This window comes from Kineosporia sp. NBRC 101677, assembly GCF_030269265.1.
GTDB lineage: Bacteria > Actinomycetota > Actinomycetes > Actinomycetales > Kineosporiaceae > Kineosporia > Kineosporia rhizophila.
This window is the reverse complement of record NZ_BSTA01000002.1, coordinates 756,818-778,639: the sequence shown is the minus strand read 5'-3', so window position 1 is coordinate 778,639 and position 21,822 is coordinate 756,818. Positions and strand designations below refer to the sequence as shown.

The window sequence follows — 21,822 nt, the reverse complement described above, 5'->3', positions numbered from 1 at the left end:
GATCGCGTTCCCGTGCACCAAGGGCTCCCCCGGTCCGGCACCATCCTCCGGCAGATCCGGCAATTGCGCGCGCTGAATCGTTATCAACCACCTTCCGGGCGGGTACCCGCCGGTGCTGAGGCCCCCGCGCAGCGTCATACAGTGGCGGTATGACAGCGCCGCTGCTCGATGCCGTCCACGCCGCCCTCGCCACGGTCAACGATCCCGAGATCCGCCGTCCGATCACCGAACTCGACATGGTCGAGTCGGTCGACGTCGACGGCGGCACGGTCCGGGTCCGGATCCTCCTGACGGTGGCCGGCTGTCCGATGCGCGACCGGCTGACGCAGGACACGAAGGCCGCGGTGGGCGCTGTGACCGGTGTCTCAGAGGTCGTGGTCGACCTGGGCGTGATGTCCGACCAGCAGCGCGGCGACCTGCGCGACAAACTGCGCGGCGGTCAGGTCACCAAGGAGAACCCGTTCACCCGGCCCGGCTCCCTGACCCGGATCTACGCCGTCGCCTCGGGCAAGGGCGGGGTGGGCAAGTCGTCGGTCACGGTCAACCTGGCCGCGGCGATGGCCGCCGAAGGGCTTTCGGTGGGCGTGCTGGACGCCGACGTCTACGGCTTCTCGGTGCCCCGCATGCTCGGCGTCGACCGGCCGCCGACCCGGATGGACGACATGATCCTGCCGCCCATCTCGCAGGACGTGAAGGTCATCTCGATCGGCATGTTCGTGCCGGGCAACCAGCCGGTGGTCTGGCGGGGGCCGATGCTGCACCGCGCGCTCGAGCAGTTCCTGACCGACGTGTTCTGGGGCGACCTCGACGTGCTCCTGCTCGACCTGCCGCCGGGCACCGGCGACATCGCGATCAGCGTGGCCCAGCTGCTGCCGAGCGCGGAGATCCTGGTGGTCACCACGCCGCAGCAGGCCGCCGCCGAGGTGGCCGAGCGGGCCGGGTCGATCGCCCTGCAGACCAAGCAGCAGGTGATCGGCGTGGTCGAGAACATGTCCTGGCTGGAGCAGCCCGACGGCACCCGGCTGGAGATCTTCGGCTCCGGCGGCGGGCAGGCGGTGGCCGACTCGCTGGGTGAGGCGATCGGTGCGCCGGTGCCGCTGCTCGGGCAGATCCCGCTCGACGTCTCGCTGCGTGAGGGTGGCGACGGTGGCGTTCCGGTGGTCCGGTCCAACCCCGACAGCGCGGCGGCGCAGGCGCTCACCGTGGTGGCGCGCAAGCTGGCCAAGCGGGCCCGCGGGCTGGCCGGCCGGTCGCTCGGGCTCACGCCCGCGGGTCGCTGAGAAGAACCGAACTTGAAGACGTTCGTGGGCACCCAGGGCGCGACGGCGGCGGTCGGTGCCCACGAACGTCTCTAGTTGGAAGCTCTGGATCGCTGGTGACATGAGTCAGGCCCGGGAATCCTCCCGGGCCTGACTCATGTCTGAGGTCGTTCAGGTGGCGTCCGTGTCGAACGCCGGGGTGCCGTTCGGATCGGCCGGCTTGGAATCCGCCGCCGAGCGCGACGGGGTGCTCTCGGCCGGACCTCGCGAGCTCTTCTTCTGTTCGAAGTCGGGTGTGAGGTCTTCCTTGTTGTAGCCGTTGTCCTTCAGGCCGAGCGGATCGTCCGGGTCCCACGCGTCGGACAGGGCGTCGCGCACGATCCTGCGCGGGTCGTACTGCCGCGGGTCGAGCTTCTGCCAGTCGATCTCGTCGAACTCCGGCCCGATCTCCTCGCGCACCTGCTTCGAGGCACCCTGAGCCATCCGCCGGAGCTCACGCACCATGCGGGCCAGGCCCTGGGCGTACTCCGGCAGCCGTTCCGGGCCGAGGACGACCGCAGCCACCGCCAGCAGGACGATGAACTCGGCCGGATTGATACCGAACACAACGCGAGACTAGGCGGTGCCGGGCGGAACTCCAACCGCCCGGTATCCCGATCCGGCCGCAACTTTCCCGCGCCCGGCCGCCCGGCTGTGACACTCAGTCGCTGGAGGCACTCAGCTTCACCTTCACGTCCTTCTCGCCGCCGCCACCGCGGCGGATGGTCAGGGTGACCTCGTCGCCCGGCTTCTCGGCGCGGATGGCGACGATCAGCTCGTCCGGCGCGGTGACCGGGCGGCCGTTGAACTTGGTGATCACGTCGCCCGGCTCGATCCCGGCCGCGTCGGCGGGCCCGCCCGGAGTGACCGGCTCCTGGCCGTTCTGCGCCTTCGAGCTGACCAGGACTCCCTCACCGGTGTAGGTGGAGTCGAGGGTGACGCCGATGATCGGGTGGTCGGCCTTGCCGGTCCGGATCAGTTGCTCGGCGGTGCGCTGGGCCTGGTTGCTGGGGATCGCGAAGCCCAGGCCGATGCTGCCGCCGGTGGTGTCGGTGGTGCCCGGGACCCGGGCGATGGCCGAGTTGACCGCGATCACGTGACCGGCCGCGTTGACCAGCGGGCCGCCGGAGTTACCGGGGTTGATCGCCGCGTCGGTCTGGATGGCGTTGATGAACGCCGGGCTGTCGCCCTCACCGGCGGCGACCGGCCGGTTGAGCGCGCTCACGATGCCGGTGGTGACGGTGCCGGTGAGACCGAGCGGGGCGCCGATGGCCACCACCGGATCGCCGACCTGGACCTCGTCGGAGTCGCCGAAGCGCAGCTCCCGCAGGCCCTTGGCGCGTACCTTGACCACGGCCAGGTCGTAGGAGGCGTCGGCGCCGACCAGGGTGCCCTTGGCCTGGGTACCGTCCTGGAAGACGACCTGGATGGTGGGGTCGTCGGAACCGGCCCCGCCCTCACCGGAGACCACGTGGTTGTTGGTGAGGATGTAGCCGTTCTCGGCGTCGATCACGAAACCGGAGCCGGTGCCCTGGGACTGGCCGGCCACGACCTCGAGCGAGACCACGCTGGGGGTGACCGCCGAGGCTACCCCGGTGACCTCGCCCGCGGTCTGCTCGCGGTTGTCGCGGACCGGCTCGGGCAGGGAGACCGTGGGGGCGCGGCCGTCGGAGTCGACCACGTCGTCGTAGAGCGCGCTCCCCCCGAAACCACCGAGCACACCGGCCAGCAGGCCGACGCCGAGAGCGGCGGCGACCAGCGAGGCCCGGCCCGAGGTGCGGCCGTTGGGACGGCCGTGCGGCGCGGACGACGGCGGGCTCCAGGCCGGCGGGAAACCGGGGACGAACGGTTGGCCGTTGCCCCCGCCCTGGTTCGGGTGCTGGGCCGAGCCGTACGGGACCGGGCCGGTGGTGTTGCCGGCGCCGCTGGTGCCCCCACTGCTGTTGTTGGCGCCGCTGTTGTTGGTGCTGAACGGGCCCGGGGCCGGGTAGGGAGCGCCGACCTGGCCTGGAGCCTGGCCGGGTGCCTGGTGGGGGTTCTGGGCGTTGGCCTGCGGACGCGTGTCGCCCAGATCCGCCGTCCACGAACCGGTGGAGGAACCGCTGGGCGAGGACCAGCCACTCTGGGACGGCTGAGCCGCACCGGGGTAGGCGCTCTGCTGACCGGTGGGGACGGGCGGGGTGGGGTAGCCGCCGTACTGCTGGCCCGCCTGACTCTGCTGGCCCGCCTGACTCTGCTGCCCCGCCTGACTTTGCTGGCCCGCCTGGCCGGTCGAGCCCTGCTGGCTCTGTCCGCTCTGGCCCTGACCGGTCGAGCTCTGTCCGGCCTGCGACTGACTCGTCGGGCCCTGGCCGCTCTGGCCCTGACCGCTCTGGCCCTGCCCCGTCAGCCCTTGCTGCTCGGCCTGGGCTGCCTGCCCGTAACCCGTCTGTCCGTAGCTCGGCTGGCTCTGCCCCTGGCCATAACCGTTCTGGCCGTAACCGCTCTGCCCCTGCCCGTACGCCGAGCTCTGCCCGTACGCGCCATGGCCTCCCTGGCCGTAACCGCTCTGGCCCTGGCTATATCCGCTCTGCCCCTGGCCGCCGCGACCGTAGCCGCTCTGGGTCTGTGCACTCTGGCCGAACTGGCTCTGGGTGGGCTGACCCTGGTCACCGGCGCGGGGCGGGTAGGCCGGCCACACGGGTGCGGCGACCGACTGACCCGCGGAGGGCTGGGCCTGCTGGGCGGGCTGCTGGGCGGGCTGCTGGGACGCGGATGTGGACTGCTGCTGAGCGTGCTGCGGGGAGCGCCCGGCCGCAGCCTGCGCCTCGTGACCCGCGTTCTGACCCGCCGCACCGAACTGGCCCGGCCCGGCGTTACCGGTCGCGGGACGCTCTGCCGTCGCGTCGTTCCGGTCCGCTTCGCGTCCTGCCCCGGGCTCCGGCGCATCTGCGCGAGGGGCCCAGTAGACCTGCTCGTCCTTCTTCGACGGCTGGTCCTCGTCAGTCATCCCTGCTCCTCGCGGGTGGTGCTCATGAGAGTGCGTCCAAGGCCGGTTCGGCCGGGCTCAACTCTGGCACGCCTACCTGAGTGCGGCGCATCGGACACCGCTTCCGGAAGAACGTGGTGACGGGCACAGCGGTGCTTCGTGCCCATTGTGCTTCGTGGTCCGGACCCGACCACTCGGCCGGGCCGGCGCTCGGCGACCGCCGGGGGCACGACGAGATCACTCGGCCGGCCTCAGCGGCCGCCCAGCACCGACCAGCTGCTCTGCGAGTCCCACGGGGTGACGTCGGTGGTGGCGATGTGCCGCACGATGAAGCTGTCCACCGGGGTGACCACGTCGGCCGGGCTGAGTGCGTGGCTGGCCACACCCCCGGCGACCCCGGCCCCGACCAGGCAGGCCGCCCCGACCAGGGTCGCGGCGACCCGGCGCTGGGGCCGGCTGAGCCCGCTGCGGCGCTGGCCGAAGGTGGAGTTGCTACGGCTGGGCGGTGCGGTGGCGGCGAAGACCCGCACGTCGTTCCGGCCGGCGGGGCGGATGCCCGCGCCGGGCGAGACGAAGGCCGGCCGGGGACTGCCGGGCACGTGCTCACGCCGGGGCGGGAGCGGACCGGCCGGGCCCCCCAGGTCGAACAGGTTGCGGAGCAGGTCGTCGCCCGGCTCCGGAACCGTCAGGCTGGCCAGACGCTGCTTCATCAGCCGCTCGACCTCGAGCGCGTCCCGGCATTCCTGACAGTCGGCGAGATGCCTGAGCGCGCGGTCGGCGGCGGCACCCTCGAGTTCGCCGTCGACCAGCTCGCTCAGACGTCCACCGAGATGACTCATTGAGCCACCTGCCCGCTGGGGGCGACGACGGTGCCCGGCGTGGTGCTGGTGGTGCTCTGGGTGAAGTCCGGGGCCGCGGGGCGCCGGTGCGCGAGCTCCTCGCGCAGCAGGGCGCGACCGCGGTGGATCCGCGAGCGCACGGTGCCCAGCTTCACGTCGAGGGTGGCGGCGATCTCCTCGTAGGACAGACCCTCGATGTCGCACAGGACGACCGCGGCCCGGAAGTCCGGCGGCAGCGCGTCGAGCGCCCGCTGGACGTCGTAGTCGAGGTTGTTGTGCTCCCAGGCCCGTTCCGGGCCGGCCTCCCGGCCGGGCAGCCGGTCGGTGACCTCGTCGGTCAGGTTGTCGAACCGGATCCGCTGCTTGCGCCGGGCCTGGTCGAGGAACAGGTTCGTGGTGATCCGGTGCAGCCAGCCCTCGAACGTGCCGGGGGTGTAGGAGGACAGCGAGCGGAAGACCCGGACGAAGACCTCCTGCGTGAGGTCCTCGGCGTCGTGCTGGTTGCCGGTCAGGCGGTAGGCCAGCCGGTAGACCCGGGCCGAGTGCTCGCGGACGATCTCGTCCCAGCTGGGCGGGGTCCAGGCCACCTCGGCGGGGGCCACCTGAGCCGGGGCCACCTGGGCAGGCACGGCCTCGCGCACCACGGCGAGCGGGGCGCTGGCGGACTCTGGCGTTTTCGGCGCCTCGTGCGGCAAACCGGACCCTTCGGACGGAGCAAGGCGTGACTCACCCACGCCGCGACCCGCCCGGTCCTGCACTCGCCCACGACCGAACAGCCTCAGCGGGAACGAACCCGCAGGCATCGCGTACGCCGACACCCTGTCTCCCATCCTCGCTCACCGTGCGGGCCTCGTGCCACTCACGTGAGCGCCTCTCGCTCAAATGGTTCCAACGCCGCACCGGTGTGCTGCGTTCCCGATCTGTGTGGTGTGACGCTTCCAGCCGAACCCGAGAGTTACCTGGGAGTCCGGTCCGGGGTCGCTGATCTCCAGCTCCCCTTCCGGACGACCCGGGTCCCGCCCGGCCCACCACCGGGCCCACTGGGCCCCTCACCTTGCCCGCCACCTCGTCCCCCATCGTTCGACTGCCGTGACCACCCGCGTCCTCAATCCTGCGGGTCCCACCCGGACGCCACCATCAGGTCAACCCCCGGTCCGACCCTGAGCTACCCCCGCCGCACCGGCAGTACACACGTCCCCCGAATGCGTCTCCAGAGGTACGCCGGGTGGAGCAGGTCACCCGTCTGCAGTAGATGAGCGTCCACCGGATGGAGCACTACTCTTGGGGTGCCGGAGTGGAAACATCCGAGCCGGTCATACCGCTACACCGGAACCACACCGGACCACACCCGTCACTGGAGCCCGCGATCAAAGCCCCGACGCCCGCCAGCTGGGCCTACGCCGAGACGTTCGTCCCGGAGGACGACGTGCTGGCCCGCGCCCGCGCCCGCGCCGACGAGCTGGGGTGCATCGCGATCGCGCCGGGCGCCGGCGCCGTGCTGGGAGTGGTGGCGGCCGCGCTGCGGGCCCGGGCAGTGGTGGAGATCGGCACCGGTACCGGGGTCAGCGGCCTCTGCCTGCTGCGGGGTATGCCCGCCGACGGGGTCCTCACCACGATCGACGTGGAGGTGGAGAACCAGCGCGCGGCCCGGGAGGCGTTCGCCGAGGCCGGTATCCGCCCCAACCGCACCCGGATGATCCCCGGCCGGGCGCTGGAGGTCCTGCCCCGGCTCACCGACGGCGCCTACGACCTGGTGCTGCTCGAGGCGGCCACGCTCGACGCCGACGAGCACCTGGAGCAGGCCGTCCGGCTGCTGCGCCCGGGCGGGATGCTGGCGGTCGACAACGCCCTCCACCGCGACCGGGTGGCCGATCCGGCCCAGCGCGATCCGGTCACCACCGCGATCCGTGAGCTGGGCAAGTCCGTTCGCGAGCACAAGCAGCTCCTGCCGGCCCTGCTGCCCACCGGGGGCGGCCTGCTGCTGGCGGTGAAGCGCTGAGCGCCGGGGCGCCCGGCGACCGACGGCCGGAAACTGCCCGCAAGGAGCCGTCCGAGCAGGTCATCAGTCCGCTGATGAACTCTTCCGGCTATCGCGGGGTAGACCTGGGTCAGGTCGTCGACAACGCCGCGGCCGCATCCACGCGGGATGCTCAGAAGCAGGCGCCGCCCGCCCGCACCCCGGAACCCGAGGCTCCGGCGAACGGCGCCACGCGCCAGAATCCGCCCGAGCGAATCGATCTCACCCAGTACGACCAGGAACCCGCGCAGTACGGCAGCGACGGGCTCACCGACGAGGAACGCAGCGGCCAGTACCGCACCGGCCCGATCGACCCGAACCGCCCCACTGCACCCCGTCGGCTGATGCGCGGCGGCGAGCAGCTGAGCGTCATGGTGGGCCGGCGGCTGCTGGTCGGCATCACCTTCCTGGACGAGTCGGGCAACGTGACCAACGCCCAGCAGTTCTGTGGGCGGGTGCTCGAGGTGGCCGACGGGGTCGTGGTGGTGGAGCGCCCAGGCGAGCCCGAGCCCGCCGTCCTGCCGGCCGACGTGGCGGCCTACCGCAAGGCCCAGACCGGTCGCTACACCCTGCGCGACACCGGCCAGATCGTGATCGACCCGGACTTCGTGAGCACCTGGCAGGTCGCGGCCGTCGACGGCTGATCCGGTCGGGGTTCAGCGCTCGGGCTCTGCGTCTCCTGCGACGCCCGGCTTCAGCGCAGGCTCTCCAGCCAGCGCAGCAGCAGACGGGTACCGAAGCCCGTGCCGCCCCGGGTGACCTCGTACTCGTCGCGGTCGGAACGGGAGGGGCCGGCGATGTCGAGGTGGGCCCAGCGGGCGCCTTCGGTGAACTCACGCAGGAAGAGGGCGGCCGTGATCGCCCCACCGCCCTTGGTGGCGGCGCCGCGCCCGGGCACGTGCCGGATGTCGGCGACCGGCGAGTCGAGCACCGGGCGGTACTCCTCGACCAAGGGCAGGCGCCAGACCAGTTCGCCGCTGCTGGCGCCGGCCGCGGTCAGGGCTTCGGCCAGGCGGTCGGTGGCGCTGAAGAGGGCGGCGTGCCGCTTGCCGAGGCCGACCGAGGCAGCTCCGGTGAGGGTGGCGATGTCGACCAGGGCCTCGGGATCGAGGTTGCGCACCGCGTAGCCCAGGCCGTCGGCCAGGACCATGCGGCCCTCGGCGTCGGTGTTGAGGATCTCCACCGTCTTGCCGCCGTAGGTGGTGACCACGTCACCCGGCCGGTAGGAACTGGCACCGAAGGCGTTCTCGGCCAGCGGCAGCAGACCGGTCACCGGGCGGCGGACGCCGACCTCGGGACAGGCCAGCAGGGTGGCCAGCACCGCGGCGGCGCCGGACATGTCGGTCTTCATCGGGACCATCGACTCGCGCGGCTTGATCGACAGGCCGCCGGTGTCGTAGGTGATGCCCTTGCCCACCAGCACGACCGGCCGGCGGGCCCGGACCCCTTCGGGCCGGTAGTCGATGCGGACGAACCGCGGTGGCGTGGCGGAGCCGGAACCGACCGCCAAGAGACCGCCGAAACCCTCCTCGGCCAGCCGCGCCTCGTCCCAGATCCGGACCTCGAGGCCTGCGGCGGCCCCGAGCTCGGCGGCCTGGGCAGCGAACCAGGCCGGGTTCTTCAGGTTGGACGGTGTCTCGGCCAGATCGCGGGCGAGCACGGTGGCCCGGGCGTGCGCCCGGCCCCGGTCGAGACCCGCCTCCGGGTGCTTGCCCACCAGGGTCACCTGGGCCGCGGGAGACGATTCCGCCCGCGACTTCAGCCCGGCGCTGGGTGGGGTGTAGGCCCCGAGGACGATGCCCTCGACCACGGCGCGAGCACCCTCTGCCGATGAGCCGTCACCAAGAGTGGTCATCACATGACGACGGCCGCGGGCCGCGCGCCCGAGAGCAGCGGCGGCCCGGCGTAGATCCCGCGGAGTACCGGCCCCGATCCCGACGAGCACGAACCGCCCGGGAAGCCCGGAGGGAGCCATCACCGGCACCCGGACGATCTCGCCCGCACTGCCCTTCACCCGCTCGGCCGCGATCACCGCGGTCAGGTTCACCCCGTAGGCGGCGGCGACCTGATCGCCGTGCCGGTCCGCGACGACCGCGTCTGCGGCCTTGCGGACCGACACTGCGACCAGGTCGGCCTCCTGCGTCCCGCGCAGTGCCGAGACGAGGGTCCCGGACCTGCTCGCGACGCTGGTCTGCGGTCCCACCCGGGGCACTACCGCTACCGGTGCCGCCGCAACCATCTGTTCCTGACCTCCGTCGCCACGGCCGGTGGGCGCCGGCCGACTCAGTACTAGTTACCTACCGCCTTGAGCGCATCGCCCAGCTCACTCGCCTCTGTGGCGGACATCTCAACCACCAGCCGGCCGCCACCTTCGAGAGGAACGCGCATGACGATGCCGCGCCCTTCCTTCGTGACCTCCAGCGGTCCGTCGCCGGTCCTCGGCTTCATGGCCGCCATCTGGCTCCCCTTCCTCGGCGCGACTCCTGATCATGGAATCGCTGAATGCTAGTGGGCACAACACCCGCCGCGAACCCGTGCCAGGCACGGAGCGTTACCTCGAGCATTATCCCGCTTACCGGTTCCACTACGAAACGCGGTGGCCCCCGGCGGGGTCCGCACGCCTCATTTTGCTGCCACCCCGACCTGCGATGCAGGATTGCCGCCCGAGGGGGGCTGCCTTACATCAGCCGGTGCAATTGATTTTGTCATGAGCCAGGCCGTCACGGCGTCACTCGAGACCCGGTGATCACTTTTTCATCGCGTTCCGCCTCCCGCCGCCTTCCTCGCGTGGCAGCCCTGGAAGTGATCGTTGACCAGCCCGCACGCCTGCATGGCGGCGTAGGCGGTGGTGGGCCCGACGAAGGCGAAGCCGTGCCGCTTGAGCGCCTTGGCCAGGGCGGTGGACTCGGCGGTGACGGCCGCGGCATCAGCGAGCCGACGGGGTGCCGGGGTCGGCCGGGCGGGCGCGAACGACCAGATCAGCGCATCCAGACCACCCTCGACCGTCTCCCGCACGCGCAGCACCGCACGGGCGTTCTGCACGGCGGCGTTGACCTTGGCCCGATTCCGCACGATGCCCGGGTCGGTGAGCAGCCGTTCCACGTCGTCGCCGGTGAACGCGGCGACCTTCTCGGCGTCGAAGCCGAGGAAGGCGGACCGGAAGTTCTCGCGCTTGCGCAGGATCGTGATCCAGGCCAGGCCGGACTGGAACGCCTCCAGGGTGATCCGCTCGTACAGCGGCCCCTCACCGTGCACCGGACGGCCCCACTCAAGATCGTGGTACGCCTGGTAGTCGGCACTGGCGGCCCCCCAGAAGCAGCGCCGCAGACCGTCCTCGCCAGTGACCAGGGCTGGGCGGTCAGCCACGGGCCTGCTCCTCGACCTGGCGCCCGAGCTTTCGTAGCGCCGCCCCGTACCCCGCCTTGGCCACGGCGGCGATGAGCGGGGAAGCAAGACGGGTCAGGGGCTCGGGCGGCACCCGCACCTCTTCGGTCCAGACCAGCCGGGTGATCGGAGCCGTGGACCGGTCGGCCCCGCCGGACGAGCCGGGCCCGCCAGAGAGGGAACTGCCGGACTCCCCCGAGCCACCCTGGCCGGGCGTGCCAGGTTCGGCCCAGAGTTCGGCCACGATCCAGCCCCGGACAGCCCAGCCGGTCTTGCGCACACGGAATCGCGCTGCGGGGCCCTCCGGTACAACGGGCACACCACCCGCGCCGCTCGGGCTACCTGCGCCGCCCAGACCACCTGCGCCGCCCGGACCACCTGCGCCGCCCGGACCACCTGCGCCGCCCGGACCACCTGCGCCGCTCGGGCCGCTCGGGCTACCTGCGCCGCTCGGGCCGCTCGGGCTACCAGCGCCGCTCGGGCCGCTCGGGCCGCTCACGGCGTCCACCACATCAACGGCGTGCGTGGCATCCACGGCGTCCACGGCGTCCACGGCGTCCACGGCGTCCACGGCGTCCACGGCGCGTGTGGCATCCATGGCATGCGTGGCGTCCACCGCGTGCGTGGCATCCACAGCGTGCGTGGCGTCAGCGGCGTTCCTGACGTTCGCGTCTGGCCCAGCGTCGGCACTTCCGGAAATGCCTGTGCCGTGCGGCTGTTCCGGACCTTCGGCAGCTTGGGCCCGACTGCGAGGCGCGACGAATTCCTCGATCTCCATCGCATCGTCGAAGGCCAGCGGTCCCACTCCGGTGCGCGCCACGAACACCGATCCGGGCTGGTCGCCCGGCCCGATCACACGGATGGTGGTGAGGGGCGCGAGCTGAGCGTGGGCCGGCCAGTCGGTGAGGCGTTGCCAGACGAGTTCGACGGGCGCGGCGATGGGCACCTCGACGCGGAACTGCGCCATCAGGAACGGCCTTCGGGCTTGGTGGTGGGCATTCCACCGGACGGCGGGTCTCCGGCGCGGCGGCGAGGGCGACGCAGGGGGCCGGTGGCCGGGTTGGCGCCCGGGTTGGCGGCCGGGTTGGTGGAGGCGGGACTGCCGATGGCGGGGTTGGCTGCAGTGGCGGGCGGTTCGGCGGAAAGCGGGGTGGAACCGGTGTGGGGCAAGGAGGTTCGGGAGGTGAAGCGGTCGGGGTCGGACCAGGCGTCCGAGGCTGCGGGAACGCCCGGAGTGCCCAGAGCGGCAGGGAAGGAACCGGAGTCGGGCCCGGATGCAGGTTGCGTGGGCGAACCGGGACCCGGACCAGCGACGGGGTGAGAGCCGGTGGAAGGGGCCGCACCAGGCTGGCCGAACGAGCCGGTGGAAAGGGCCGCACCAGGCTGGCCGAACGAGCCGGTGGAAGGCTCGGCCGAGGGCCGGGAGAAGGAATCGGTGCCGTAGGTGGGCAGGGATCCGGTGCCTTGACCAGGGGTGGAGAGACTGCCCTGGGGACCGTGGGTGGGGAGAGATCCAGTGCCCTGGCCGGAAGCGGACGAGCTGCCCTCGGGGCCGTGGGCCGGAAGCGAACCCGTGCCCTGCCCAGAGGCCGACGAACTGCCCGCCGGACCGTAGGTGGGCAGAGAACCAGTGCCCTGACCAGAACCGGACGAGCTGCCCTCAGGACCGTGGGCCGGAAGCGAACCCGTGCCCTGCCCAGAGGCCGACGAACTACCCGCCGGACCGTAGGTGGGCAGAGAACCAGTGCTCTGGCCAGACGCGGACGGAGTGCCCTGGGTGCCGCGTGCGGGCAAGGGGCCGGTGCTGCCCGGCGAGGCCGGAGATGAACCGGTGTCCGGTCCCGAGCCAGATCCCGAGCCGGGGGCTGAACCGGGGGCTGCGCCCAGCGCACCGCTGCGGGCCAGCTGCAGGCGGATGGACTTCTCTTGTGCGACCTCGGCGCGGAGCCGGTCGACCTCGGCGCCCAGCAGGTCGAGCGCCGCGTCGACCTGATCCATGCGGTAGCCGCGGAAGCCCTGCACGAAGCGCAGCGCGGCCACGTCGCGGCCGGTGACGCCGTCGGCCGGCAGGGCGCGGGCAGGGATGGTCGGGGCCGGCTCGTCGAGGCCGCCACGGATCATGCCGGTGGCCACGGCGATCACGGCGGCCACCACCGCGAGGGTGAGCAGCAGCATCAGCAAGGTCACGAAACAGATCGTCCCACGCGCTACCGACAGTTTGCCCGACGACGAGCTAGGAGCGGGGCCCGCCGTGGTCCGGCAGCACCGACCCGATCGGGGCCCGGCCGGCCCGCTCGACGTGCCTGACCTGCGGGTGCCAGCCGGAGGCGGCCTCGATCGGCGAGGACTCGGCGAACTGCACGAGCTCGACCGGCAGCGGGGCCGGATCGACCCCGGCGCGGTCCAGGACCACCGCCAGGATCTCCGAGGCCATCACCCCCAGGTCGGCCAGGTCGCGGTTGCGGTGCTTGCGCACCCCCAGGTCGACCTGCCCGATCGCGTCCAGGCCGGCCAGCTGCACGGTGTCCATCAGCAGGGCGACCTCGACCCCGTAGCCCCCGGCGAAGGGCAGCCGGGTGAGCAGGTCGCGGCGGGCCGCGTACTCCCCGCCGAGCGGCTGCACCACCCCGCTGAGCTGCGGTGCGAACCGGGCCAGCAGGGGGCGGGCCATCAGTTCGGTCACTCGGCCCCCACCGCTGCGCTGCTCCACCGAGTCCAGCCGCAGCGGCCTTCGGTAGAAGCCCTTGACCAGCTGCACCCCGGGTTCGGTGAGCAGCGGGCCGAGCAGGCCGACCACCACCTCCGGACCGACCTCCACCAGATCGGCGTCCACGAAGACCACCAGGTCGCCGGAGGTGGCCGCGAGCGAGCGCCACAGCACCTCGCCCTTGCCCGGCAGCGGCTCCAGACCGGGCAGGACCTCGGACAGCGCCACCACCTTGGCCCCGGCCGCGACGGCCCGCTCGGCGGTGCGGTCGGTGCACCCGCCGTCCATCACCACGACCTCGTCCACCAGGGGCCCGGCCGCGAGCACCGCGCCGACCACCCCGGCGACGGTCTCCTCCTCGTTCAGGGCCGGCAGCACCACGCTGACCGTGCGACCGCGCTTGGCGTCGAACAGCTCCGAAGCCGACCACGGGACCGGCTGCCACGTCCGCCGCGCGAACCAGTCACGGACGTCCTCAGGCAGTTGCCCGGAACCACCCGCGGGAGCCGGGCCGCTCACGCCAGCCCTCGCACCGCACGAGCCGGCGGCCTTTCCCCACGGATGCTCGCCACCATGTCGATCGCCCGGCGGCTGGCGGCCACGTCGTGCACCCGGAAGACCTTCGCCCCGCACCACGCCGCCACCGCGGTGGCGGCCAGCGTGCCCTCCAGCCGCTCGTCCACCGGCAGGTCCAGCGTCTCGCCCACGAAGTCCTTGCGGGACAACGACATCAGCACCGGATGCCCGAGCCCGACCAGCGACTCGGTGCGGCGCAACAGGGCCAGCCCGTGCCAGGTGTTCTTGCCGAAGTCGTGCGTCGGGTCGAGCAGCAGCGACTCCCCCGGCACCCCCGCCTTCATCGCTCGCCGGGCACTGGCCTCCAGACCGGCCAGCACGTCGTCGACCACGCCCTCCGGCGAGGTGCCGTAGCCCACCCGGTGCGGACGGGTGCGGGGCACCGCGCCTCCGGTGTGCGAGCAGACCAGCCCGGCCCCGGACGCGGCCGCGATCTCCGGCAGCTCCGGGTCGTGCCCGGCCCAGGTGTCGTTGATCAGGTCGGCCCCGGCCGCGCAGGCCTCTCGGGCCACCTCGGCCCGCCAGGTGTCCACGCTGAGCAGCAGATCGGGGTGCGCCGCGCGGATCCGGGCCAGGAACGGCACGACCCGGCGCAGTTCCTCGGCGGTGTCCACGTCCGAACCGGGCCCGGCCTTCACCCCGCCCACGTCGACCAGGTCGGCGCCCTCGGCCTCGGCCCGGGCCACCGCCTCGGCCGCGCGGCCCTCGTCGAACATCCGGTTGCCGGCGTAGAACGAGTCCGGCGTCCGGTTGATCACGGCCATCACCACGGGCACCCCGGGCGCGAACTCCCGGCCGCCCAGCCGGAGCCGGGCGGAGGGGGCAGGAACCGTCACGGAGCGGACTCCACCTGTTCGATCACTGCGGGAACGGCGGGCAGCTCGCCCAGCCGGGCCTCGATCTGGTCGAGGGCCTCGTCGATCGTGGTCGTCCAGGCCAGCGTGTCGAGCGCCGCCTCGGACAGGAAGTTCTCGGCCGAGAGCTTGCGGATCAGGTCGTGCAGGGGGGCGTAGAGCCCGGTCGGGTCGAGCACCACCACCGGCTTGGCGTGCATCCCGAGCGACGCCGACACCCACACCTCGGTGAGCTCCTCGAGCGTGCCGATACCGCCCGGCAGGGTCAGGAAGGCGTCGGCGAACTCCTCCATCCTTCCCTTGCGCGAGCGCATGTCGGTGGTGACGATCAGCTCGTCGGCGTCGTGGTCGGCCACCTCGAGATCGACCAGGGCCTGCGGGATCACCCCGACGGTGTGCCGGCCCCCGGCCCGGACGGCCTGGGCCACCGCGCCCATCATCGAGATCGAGCCGCCGCCCGAGACCAGGTCGTGGCCCCGGGCGGCGATCGCCGCCCCTACCTCGGAGGCGAGCTCGACGAAACGGGGGTCGATCCTGACGGACGACGCGCAGAAGACACAGATCCTGGCCACCGCGCCATTGTCGCCCGGGGGCTCAGGCGCCTGCGGCGGGGTCCGGCTTCGCGGCGTGTTCGGCCTGGGCGGCCGCCATCAGGCCGACCGCCTCGTCCACGTCGTCGGTGATCGTGAGCAGGTCCAGGTCGGCCTCCTTGATCATCCCCCGGGCCAGCACCGGGCCGGCCAGCCAGTCCTTCAGGCCCTGCCAGTAGTCCGACCCCAGCAGCACGATCGGGAACGACGTGACCTTGTGGGTCTGGACCAGCACGAGCGCCTCGAACAGCTCGTCGAAGGTGCCGAAACCGCCCGGCAGGACGATGAATCCCTGGGCGTACTTGACGAACATGGTCTTGCGGGCGAAGAAGTAGCGGAAGTTGACGCCGAGGTTGACCCACTCGTTCATGCCCTGCTCGAACGGCAGCTCGATGCCCAGCCCGACCGAGACGCCACCGGCCTCGTGCGCCCCCTGGTTGGCACCTGCCATGGCACCCGGACCGCCCCCGGTCACGACCGCGAACCCGGCCTTGACCAGAGCCTGCCCGACCTGCTGGGCGAGCTTGTAGTCGGGCGCCGAGTCGGGTGTGCGGGCCGAGCCGAACACGCTGATCGCGGGGCCGAGCTCGGCCAGGGCGCCGAAACCCTCGACGAACTCGGCCTGGATGCGCATCACCCGCCAGGGGTCGGTGTGCACCCAGTCGCTGGACCCGCGGCCGTCGAGGAGCCGCTGGTCGGTGGTGGATTGGGGTACCAGACCGCCGCGCCGGGTGGTCGGGCCCGAGGTGTGCTCGTCCTTGTCCATGTGAGGATCTTCCGGCTCTGCGGGGTTCGGTCGCGTGCTCATCGGCCTGACGGTAGGCGTTTCTGGCCGGGCCGCACCACCGCAGGGTCACCAGACCCCACCCGCCCCGCCCGTCACGGTTCGTCGGGGACGGTGACGCTGTGCCCACGGGTTCGTCCGGGACGAGAAAATACGTCCTGCTTCACTCGAGTCGTGCGCTCAAACCCCGATAGTGTCGGTGCGTGCGCGGTCTGCCGGAGGAGTTGACCCGGGACGGCGTGTCTCCGCTGGCGGACGTCGAAAAACTCGTCGTCGAGGGCCGGTACGGGCGCGCTGATCTCGCTCTTCGGCGACTCGAGGCGCTGATCCCGAGCCTGGCCCAGACCGCCGACGACGAGACCCTGCTGCTGGCCCTCTACGGCCGCGCGGTGCTGCTGCGCCGCCTCGGGGGCGGCCACCAGACCGCCATCGCCGCCTGTGACGTGCTGGAACGCGCTGCCCACGAACGTCAGGCCGGGCTCTGGGCGGCGATCGCCTGCGCCGCCCGGGCCCAGTTCCGGGTCGACTCCGGGGACATCGGCGGCGCCACCTCCGACCTGGCCCGGGCCGACTCCGCGCTGGCCGGCGACGAGCTGACCGAGGAGAACGGCTACCGGCTGCTGAACGGGCTGGCCGTGGTCTACGCCGGGCTGCGCCTGCAGGACCGGGCCGACGAGACGCGTACCCGGATCGAGCACACGATCGCCGCGCGCAGCCCGCTCGACCAGGCCGAGCACTGGGGCACCTGGGCCACCGAGCTGGCCGCCCGCGCGATGGAACCGCTGGCCGGGGGCGCGCAGGACCCGCAGCAGGAGTTCATGAGCCGGGCCGTCGAACTGGCCACCAAGGTCGACGAACTACCTGAGGACGCGGTGCCCGGCACCTTGCGCCGGGGGGCGAACGGTGTGCGGGCCCTGGCCGCCGCCTACCGCGGCCGGCCGTCCGAGGCCCTGCGGCTGCTCGGCCCGGACGCGTTCGGGACGGTGGGCGACCTGCCCGCGGCCGAACGGCAGATCGTCTCGCTGGCCGCGATGCGCGCCCACGCCCTGGTCGGCTCGCTGGCCACCGCCCGCAGCCTGGACGACGCGGCGATCTCGCCGCCGGCCACCCTGCCGAACCTGGTGCTCGAGGTCTGCCGCACCCGTGAGCGGCTCTGGCTCGAGACCTACGCCAACGGCGAGGTCGTGCCGGTGCTGCACCGGATGACGGAACTGCTGGTCCGGCTCGGCTGGCGCGGGATGGACCTGGTGGCCGACACGGCCCGCCAGGCGCTGGAGCACCAGGCGCTGCGCACCGAGAGCCGTACCGACGCGCTGACCGGGGTGGGCAACCGCCGGGCGCTGGACGAGGAGCTGCGGCAGCTGCTGCGCTTCGGCCCGCTGCCGCTGGCCCTGATCCTGGTCGACGTCGACCACTTCAAGGAGATCAACGACCGGTTCACCCACGTGGTGGGTGACGAGGTGCTGCGCCGGGTCGCCGCCAGCCTGTCGCTGCAGCTGCGCACCGACGACCAGCTGCTGCGGTACGGCGGCGACGAGTTCGTGGTGCTGCTGCCGGGCACCGGCGACGAAGAGGCCAACGCGGTGGCCGAGCGGATGTGTGTGGCGGTCGGCGCCCGCCCGTGGAACGAACTGGCCGACGGCCTGGACGTGTCGATCACCACCGGGGTGGCCGCGGTCTGGTCGCTGTCCGGCCGGCGGCCCGACGCCGACGCCGAGAAGCTCTTCCGGCGCGCCGACGAGCGGCTGCTGGCAGCCAAGCGCGACCGCCCGGGCGAGGAGGACGCCCGCCCGGTGTCCGCCCCGGTCTCCAGCTGGGACGACGACTCGACCGACGACGTGGCCGCGGTTTCGATGCCGCCCACGCCGACCCGACTGCTCGGGGCCGAGGTGCTGGGGCCGCACAGCCGTCCCGGCTCGCGTCCCGCGGTGTCCCAAGGGCTCAATGGAGGACGTCGGTCCACCGACCCGGAGTTCGATCCGGCTCTGGATGCGGGTCAGGAATCCGCTCAGGACCCCGGCCGGGAGAAGAACGGCACCCCGGTGAACGGGGTGCGGCTCGGTCTGGCCCCGGCCGGCGACCCGGCGCTCGGCGACGTCCTGCCCGAGACCGAGTCCCATGACGAGAAGGACGGCGGGCGCCCCTACGGCGCGGCTGCGGAACTGCCCCGGTCGTCGGGCACCCGGCGGTCCCGGCGGGCCGCGCGGGACGCCGAGGCGGCGGGTTCGCCGGTCAACGGCATCCCGGTCGAGGACCAGGGAGCGCGCGAGGCCGAGTCGGCCGCCGCCGCGGTCGCGGCCCGGCAGGCTTCCGAGGCGCGCGAGCGGGCCGCTCGCGAGGCCCGGGCCAAGATCGAGCGGGAGCAGGCCGAGCGCGAGGCCCGGGAACGCGCCGAGCAGGAGGCCAAGGAGCGCGCTGCCCGCGAGCGCATCGAACTGCAGGCCCGGGAACGCGCCGAGCGCGAGGCCCGGGAGCGGGAGGCCCGGGAGAGGGCTGCCCGCGAGGCCCGGCAGCGGATCGAGGCCGAGCGGCGCGAGAAGGAAGAGCGCGAGCGGATCGAGGCCGAGGCCCGGCGTCTGGCCGAGCAGATCGAACGCGAGCGTCGCGAGGCAGAGGCCCGGGCCGAGGCCGAGCGGGTGGAGCGCGAGCGGCAGGCGGCCCTGGCCAAGGCCGAGGCGGAACGCCGGGAACGTGAACGGCTCGAGGCCGAGCGGCTCGAACGTGAGCGCCTCGAGGCCGAGGCTCGGGCCAAGGCCGAGGCGGAACGCCGCGAACGTGAACGGCTCGAGGCCGAAGCGCGCGCCAAGGCCGAGGCCGAACGCCGCGAGCAGGAGCGCCTGGAGCGCGAGCGCATCGAACGGGAGCGCCGCGAGGCCGAGGCCCGCGCCAAGGCCGAGGCGGAACGCCGCGAACGCGAACGGCTCGAACGCGAGCGCATTGAGGCCGAGGCCCGTGCCAAAGCTGAGGCAGAACGCCGCGAAGCCGAGGCCCGAGCCAAGGCTGAGGCCGAACGCCGCGAACGCGAGCGCCTCGAAGCCGAGGCCCGTGCGAAGGCCGAGGCCGAACGGCTCGAGCGGGAACGTCTGGAACGCGAGCGCCTCGAACGCGAGCGGATCGAGGCCGAACGGCGCGAGCGCGAACGCCTCGAACGGGAGCGGATCGAGGCCGAGCGACGCGAGCGCGAACGCCTCGAGGCCGAGGCCCGCGCGAAGGCCGAGGCCGAGCGCATCGAGCGCGAGCGTCTCGAAGCGGAACGCATCGAACGTGAGCGCGTCGAGCGTGAGCGGGCCGAGGCCGCCCGCCGGGCAGCCGAGAAGGCTGAGCAGGAGCGTCTGGAGAAGGAGCGCAAGGAGGCCCTGGCCAAGGCCGAGGCCGAGCGTCTGGAGCGGCAACGCGTCGAGCGTGAGCGCCGCATCCACGAGGCCCGCGAACGGGCTGCTGCGGCCCGCCGTGAGCGGGAGACCCGCGAGCGCGCCGAGCGGGAAGAGGCCGAGCGCCTGGCTCGCGAGCAGGCGGCCCGCGAAGAGGCCGAGCGCCAGCGTCTGGAAGAGGTGCGCCGGGCAGCCGAGGAGATCCGGCGGGAGGCCTACGAACGGGCTGCCCGCCTGGCGGCCACCGCCTCCGGCAACACCGGCAGCTGGCCCACCACGCAGGGCCCCAACACCGGCAGCTGGATGATGCCCGGCGCCGCCGCGGTCGAGTCGCCCACCGCGCCCTCCGCCCCGCGACCCGAGCAGATCGAGGCCGACCGCCGTTTCCAGGAGACGGCGGCCGAGATCTACCGTCCGAGCCCCAACCTCGGCCCCTCCACCGAGACGTTCCGGGCCCTGAGCGACCCGCTGAACGACCCGGTCCCCGGGCCGAGCTCCGGCTCCAGCAACTCCGGCTCGGGAGGCAGCGGCTCGGGCTACCCCTCGGCCGACGCTCCGGGGTACTCCAGCGGCTCGTCCTACGGCAGCGGCTACGACGACAGTTACCGCAGCAGCTCGTCCTACCCGTCGGACTCGTCGGCGGACCGCCCGGGCAGCTCCTACGGCAGCGAGAGCCCGTACAGCAACAGCTCGTCCGGCTACCCCTCGCCCTACAGCAACGCCCCGGAAGAGCCGGCCGCCCCCTGGAGCTCGGGCTCCTCCTCCCCCGCCCCCTGGGGTCCGGAAGCCCGCGACGAGCGTCCCCGCAGCAGTTCGGGCAGCAGTTCGGGCAGCAGTTCGGGCGGGCGGTCGGCCAACGGCTGGCCCGAGGAGGACGAAGAGATCGACGTCCGTGAGCAGCCGGGGCAGGGAAAGCTGCCCGGCACCGGCCACCGCGACCCGCTGGGTCCGGGAACCTCACGCCAGGCGATCATCGACCTCTCCGCGCGCCGCCGTCACCGCAACGACTGACTCCGCCCCGGCGGCCGATGCCGAATCCAATAGCCACCCCGGGCTGGCTGCTGCCAGATGGGCCGACCCGGGCTGACTGACTGAGTGGGATCGGCGGGCCGCCTGGTCGTGTACCAGGCGTACACATAGAAGAAGACCGCCCCCCACCACCAGCAGGCCCCAGGCCACCACTGGCCCAACCGGCCACCGCAGGGGCTGACCTCCACCAGGTCGGCCAACCAGAGGTCCGCGGGCCACGCCGTTCGTGTACCAGGCGTACACATCAACGAGGACCAACCTGACCACCGCCGGACCCCGCCGACCACCGCAGGCCGGCCTCCACCAAGTCGGCTAGAGGTCCGCGGGCGTTCGTGTACCAGGTGTACACATCAACGAAGAGCAACCCGTCCCGGACCCGGCCGACCGCCGCAGGGCTGACTTCCCAAGTCAGCCGGCCAAAGGTCCGCGGGCCACGCCGTTCATGTACCAGGCGTCTACATCGACGAAGACCGACCCCGCCCAGGTGGCCGAAGCCGCTCCTGCCACGGAGCCGGCACCGACAGCCGCTCCCGGCAAGAGAGGCTGACACCCGGCGACAGCGCCCGGCGTCCAAGCCTCCCCACCGAACCCGACCGGCACCGACCACCCGTCCACCGACCTCAACAAAGGGGCCCACCGGCGTCCTCAAGCTGGTTCGCCCGAGACCGCACGAGCAGGTACTTAACACTGCGCGAAGCGCCGCACACCCCCTGTCCACCTTCATCGATGAACGCTTACTGCACTCCACACGTGCGCAAAATGCCATATTGCGCTCTAATCACTCATTGATTAAGCCTATACGTGAGCAAGATGTAACAGTGCGGCACGAATCGACGGGGTGGGGCACGGAATGTTCGCGTGTGCGGTGACGGTGGGCTTGGCGCGGGCCCGCCGTGGTTGAAGGGCGAATCCCGGCTACGCGGACCAGTGCGGAGTCCGGCGACGGTGACGGGCGGAATCGAGACCTGATGACAGAGCAGCAGACCAGCGGCAGCCGACTCGACGCTTCAAGGCCCGACCGTCCGACCGACAAGACGGCGGACACGAACCCTCAGACTCCCCGGACCCCGATCAACTCCCAGCACACCCATCCGGTCCAGTGGACGGGCCGGCTGGAGTTCGACCTGACCGACAGCCGGGGCTGGCGGGTGGGCACCATCGAGGTCGTCGTGCGGATCGACACGGTGACCCTCTGGTACGGCAATCGCACTCTCGCGGTCATGCACCGGGAGTCGTTCAAGCACTGGCTGATGCGCCCGGTGGTCCCCTTCGAGTTCGACGACGTGGTCTGGTTCATGCAGGGCACCACCACCTGCCTGACCATCGACGGGGCGAACTCCTACGCGGTGCCCGACCCGATCGTCGACCACCTGTTCGCGGTGGCCTGAGCCGAGAACCTCAAGAC

Annotated in this window: 18 protein-coding genes; 5 read left to right on the top strand and 13 right to left on the bottom strand. The window is 72.5% G+C overall.

What is annotated here, in order from left to right:
• Positions 1 to 149 precede the first annotated feature (149 nt).
• Positions 150 to 1,280 carry an Mrp/NBP35 family ATP-binding protein gene (locus QSK18_RS08940; RefSeq protein WP_232809249.1) on the top strand — a complete coding sequence of 377 codons (1,131 nt, stop codon included), beginning with the start codon at positions 150 to 152 and terminating at the stop codon, positions 1,278 to 1,280.
• A 150-nt stretch (positions 1,281 to 1,430) separates the two neighbouring features.
• Here QSK18_RS08940 and QSK18_RS08935 read toward each other — a convergent pair whose 3' ends face one another.
• The 4 genes from QSK18_RS08935 to sigE all read right to left on the bottom strand — a co-directional run bounded on the left by QSK18_RS08935 (position 1,431) and on the right by sigE (position 5,800).
• A complete protein-coding gene (locus QSK18_RS08935; protein ID WP_232809250.1) occupies positions 1,431 to 1,865 on the bottom strand; it encodes a twin-arginine translocase TatA/TatE family subunit in 435 nt (144 codons plus the stop codon).
• Positions 1,866 to 1,959: 94 nt separating this feature from the next.
• Complete coding sequence (locus tag QSK18_RS08930; RefSeq protein ID WP_285617732.1) at positions 1,960 to 4,287, bottom strand: S1C family serine protease; 2,328 nt, start codon at positions 4,285 to 4,287, stop codon at positions 1,960 to 1,962.
• 230 nt (positions 4,288 to 4,517) lie between these two features.
• Positions 4,518 to 5,105, bottom strand: coding sequence for an anti-sigma factor family protein (locus QSK18_RS08925; RefSeq protein WP_232809252.1), 588 nt, complete (start codon positions 5,103 to 5,105; stop codon positions 4,518 to 4,520).
• The gene (gene sigE / locus QSK18_RS08920; protein ID WP_285617731.1) at positions 5,102 to 5,800 is read right to left on the bottom strand and encodes an RNA polymerase sigma factor SigE; all 699 of its coding nucleotides are present in this window, start codon (positions 5,798 to 5,800) and stop codon (positions 5,102 to 5,104) included. The genes QSK18_RS08925 and sigE overlap by 4 nt, the downstream gene beginning before the upstream one ends.
• Positions 5,801 to 6,471: 671 nt before the next feature.
• Between sigE and QSK18_RS08915 the strand changes: the two genes are divergently transcribed.
• Together QSK18_RS08915 and QSK18_RS08910 are read left to right on the top strand one after the other, a co-directional pair.
• The gene (locus tag QSK18_RS08915; RefSeq protein ID WP_352396500.1) at positions 6,472 to 7,104 is read left to right on the top strand and encodes an O-methyltransferase; all 633 of its coding nucleotides are present in this window, start codon (positions 6,472 to 6,474) and stop codon (positions 7,102 to 7,104) included.
• 74 nt (positions 7,105 to 7,178) lie between these two features.
• Positions 7,179 to 7,766: a hypothetical protein gene (locus QSK18_RS08910; protein WP_232809255.1), complete on the top strand. Its 588-nt coding sequence runs from the start codon at positions 7,179 to 7,181 to the stop codon at positions 7,764 to 7,766.
• A gap of 50 nt (positions 7,767 to 7,816) precedes the next feature.
• Here the strand turns inward: QSK18_RS08910 and QSK18_RS08905 are convergent, their stop codons facing one another.
• From QSK18_RS08905 to QSK18_RS08865, 9 genes are all read right to left on the bottom strand, one after another.
• A complete protein-coding gene (locus tag QSK18_RS08905) occupies positions 7,817 to 9,325 on the bottom strand; it encodes a leucyl aminopeptidase (protein WP_285617729.1) in 1,509 nt (502 codons plus the stop codon).
• Between the two features lie 86 nt (positions 9,326 to 9,411).
• Positions 9,412 to 9,579: a DUF3117 domain-containing protein gene (locus QSK18_RS08900; protein WP_214156703.1), complete on the bottom strand. Its 168-nt coding sequence runs from the start codon at positions 9,577 to 9,579 to the stop codon at positions 9,412 to 9,414.
• Positions 9,580 to 9,876: 297 nt separating this feature from the next.
• Positions 9,877 to 10,488, bottom strand: coding sequence for a DNA-3-methyladenine glycosylase I (locus QSK18_RS08895; protein WP_285617728.1), 612 nt, complete (start codon positions 10,486 to 10,488; stop codon positions 9,877 to 9,879).
• Entirely contained in the window at positions 10,481 to 11,473 is a 993-nt protein-coding gene (locus tag QSK18_RS08890; RefSeq protein ID WP_285617727.1) for an SRPBCC family protein, read from the bottom strand. Before QSK18_RS08890 ends, QSK18_RS08895 begins: the two co-directional genes overlap by 8 nt.
• Positions 11,473 to 12,693 carry a DivIVA domain-containing protein gene (locus tag QSK18_RS08885; RefSeq protein ID WP_285617726.1) on the bottom strand — a complete coding sequence of 407 codons (1,221 nt, stop codon included), beginning with the start codon at positions 12,691 to 12,693 and terminating at the stop codon, positions 11,473 to 11,475. The genes QSK18_RS08890 and QSK18_RS08885 overlap by 1 nt, the downstream gene beginning before the upstream one ends.
• A 46-nt stretch (positions 12,694 to 12,739) precedes the next feature.
• Entirely contained in the window at positions 12,740 to 13,732 is a 993-nt protein-coding gene (locus tag QSK18_RS08880; protein WP_285617725.1) for a glucosyl-3-phosphoglycerate synthase, read from the bottom strand.
• Complete coding sequence (folP, locus tag QSK18_RS08875) at positions 13,729 to 14,553, bottom strand: dihydropteroate synthase (RefSeq protein ID WP_269809695.1); 825 nt, start codon at positions 14,551 to 14,553, stop codon at positions 13,729 to 13,731. Before folP ends, QSK18_RS08880 begins: the two co-directional genes overlap by 4 nt.
• 68 nt (positions 14,554 to 14,621) lie before the next feature.
• Positions 14,622 to 15,215, bottom strand: coding sequence for an LOG family protein (locus QSK18_RS08870; protein ID WP_232809261.1), 594 nt, complete (start codon positions 15,213 to 15,215; stop codon positions 14,622 to 14,624).
• A gap of 22 nt (positions 15,216 to 15,237) precedes the next feature.
• The gene (locus QSK18_RS08865) at positions 15,238 to 16,041 is read right to left on the bottom strand and encodes an LOG family protein (RefSeq protein ID WP_285617724.1); all 804 of its coding nucleotides are present in this window, start codon (positions 16,039 to 16,041) and stop codon (positions 15,238 to 15,240) included.
• Between the two features lie 179 nt (positions 16,042 to 16,220).
• Between QSK18_RS08865 and QSK18_RS08860 the strand changes: the two genes are divergently transcribed.
• Positions 16,221 to 20,399, top strand: coding sequence for a GGDEF domain-containing protein (locus QSK18_RS08860; protein ID WP_285617723.1), 4,179 nt, complete (start codon positions 16,221 to 16,223; stop codon positions 20,397 to 20,399).
• Between the two features lie 986 nt (positions 20,400 to 21,385).
• Positions 21,386 to 21,805: a hypothetical protein gene (locus QSK18_RS08855; protein WP_232809264.1), complete on the top strand. Its 420-nt coding sequence runs from the start codon at positions 21,386 to 21,388 to the stop codon at positions 21,803 to 21,805.
• The last annotated feature ends 17 nt before the right edge of the window (positions 21,806 to 21,822 follow it).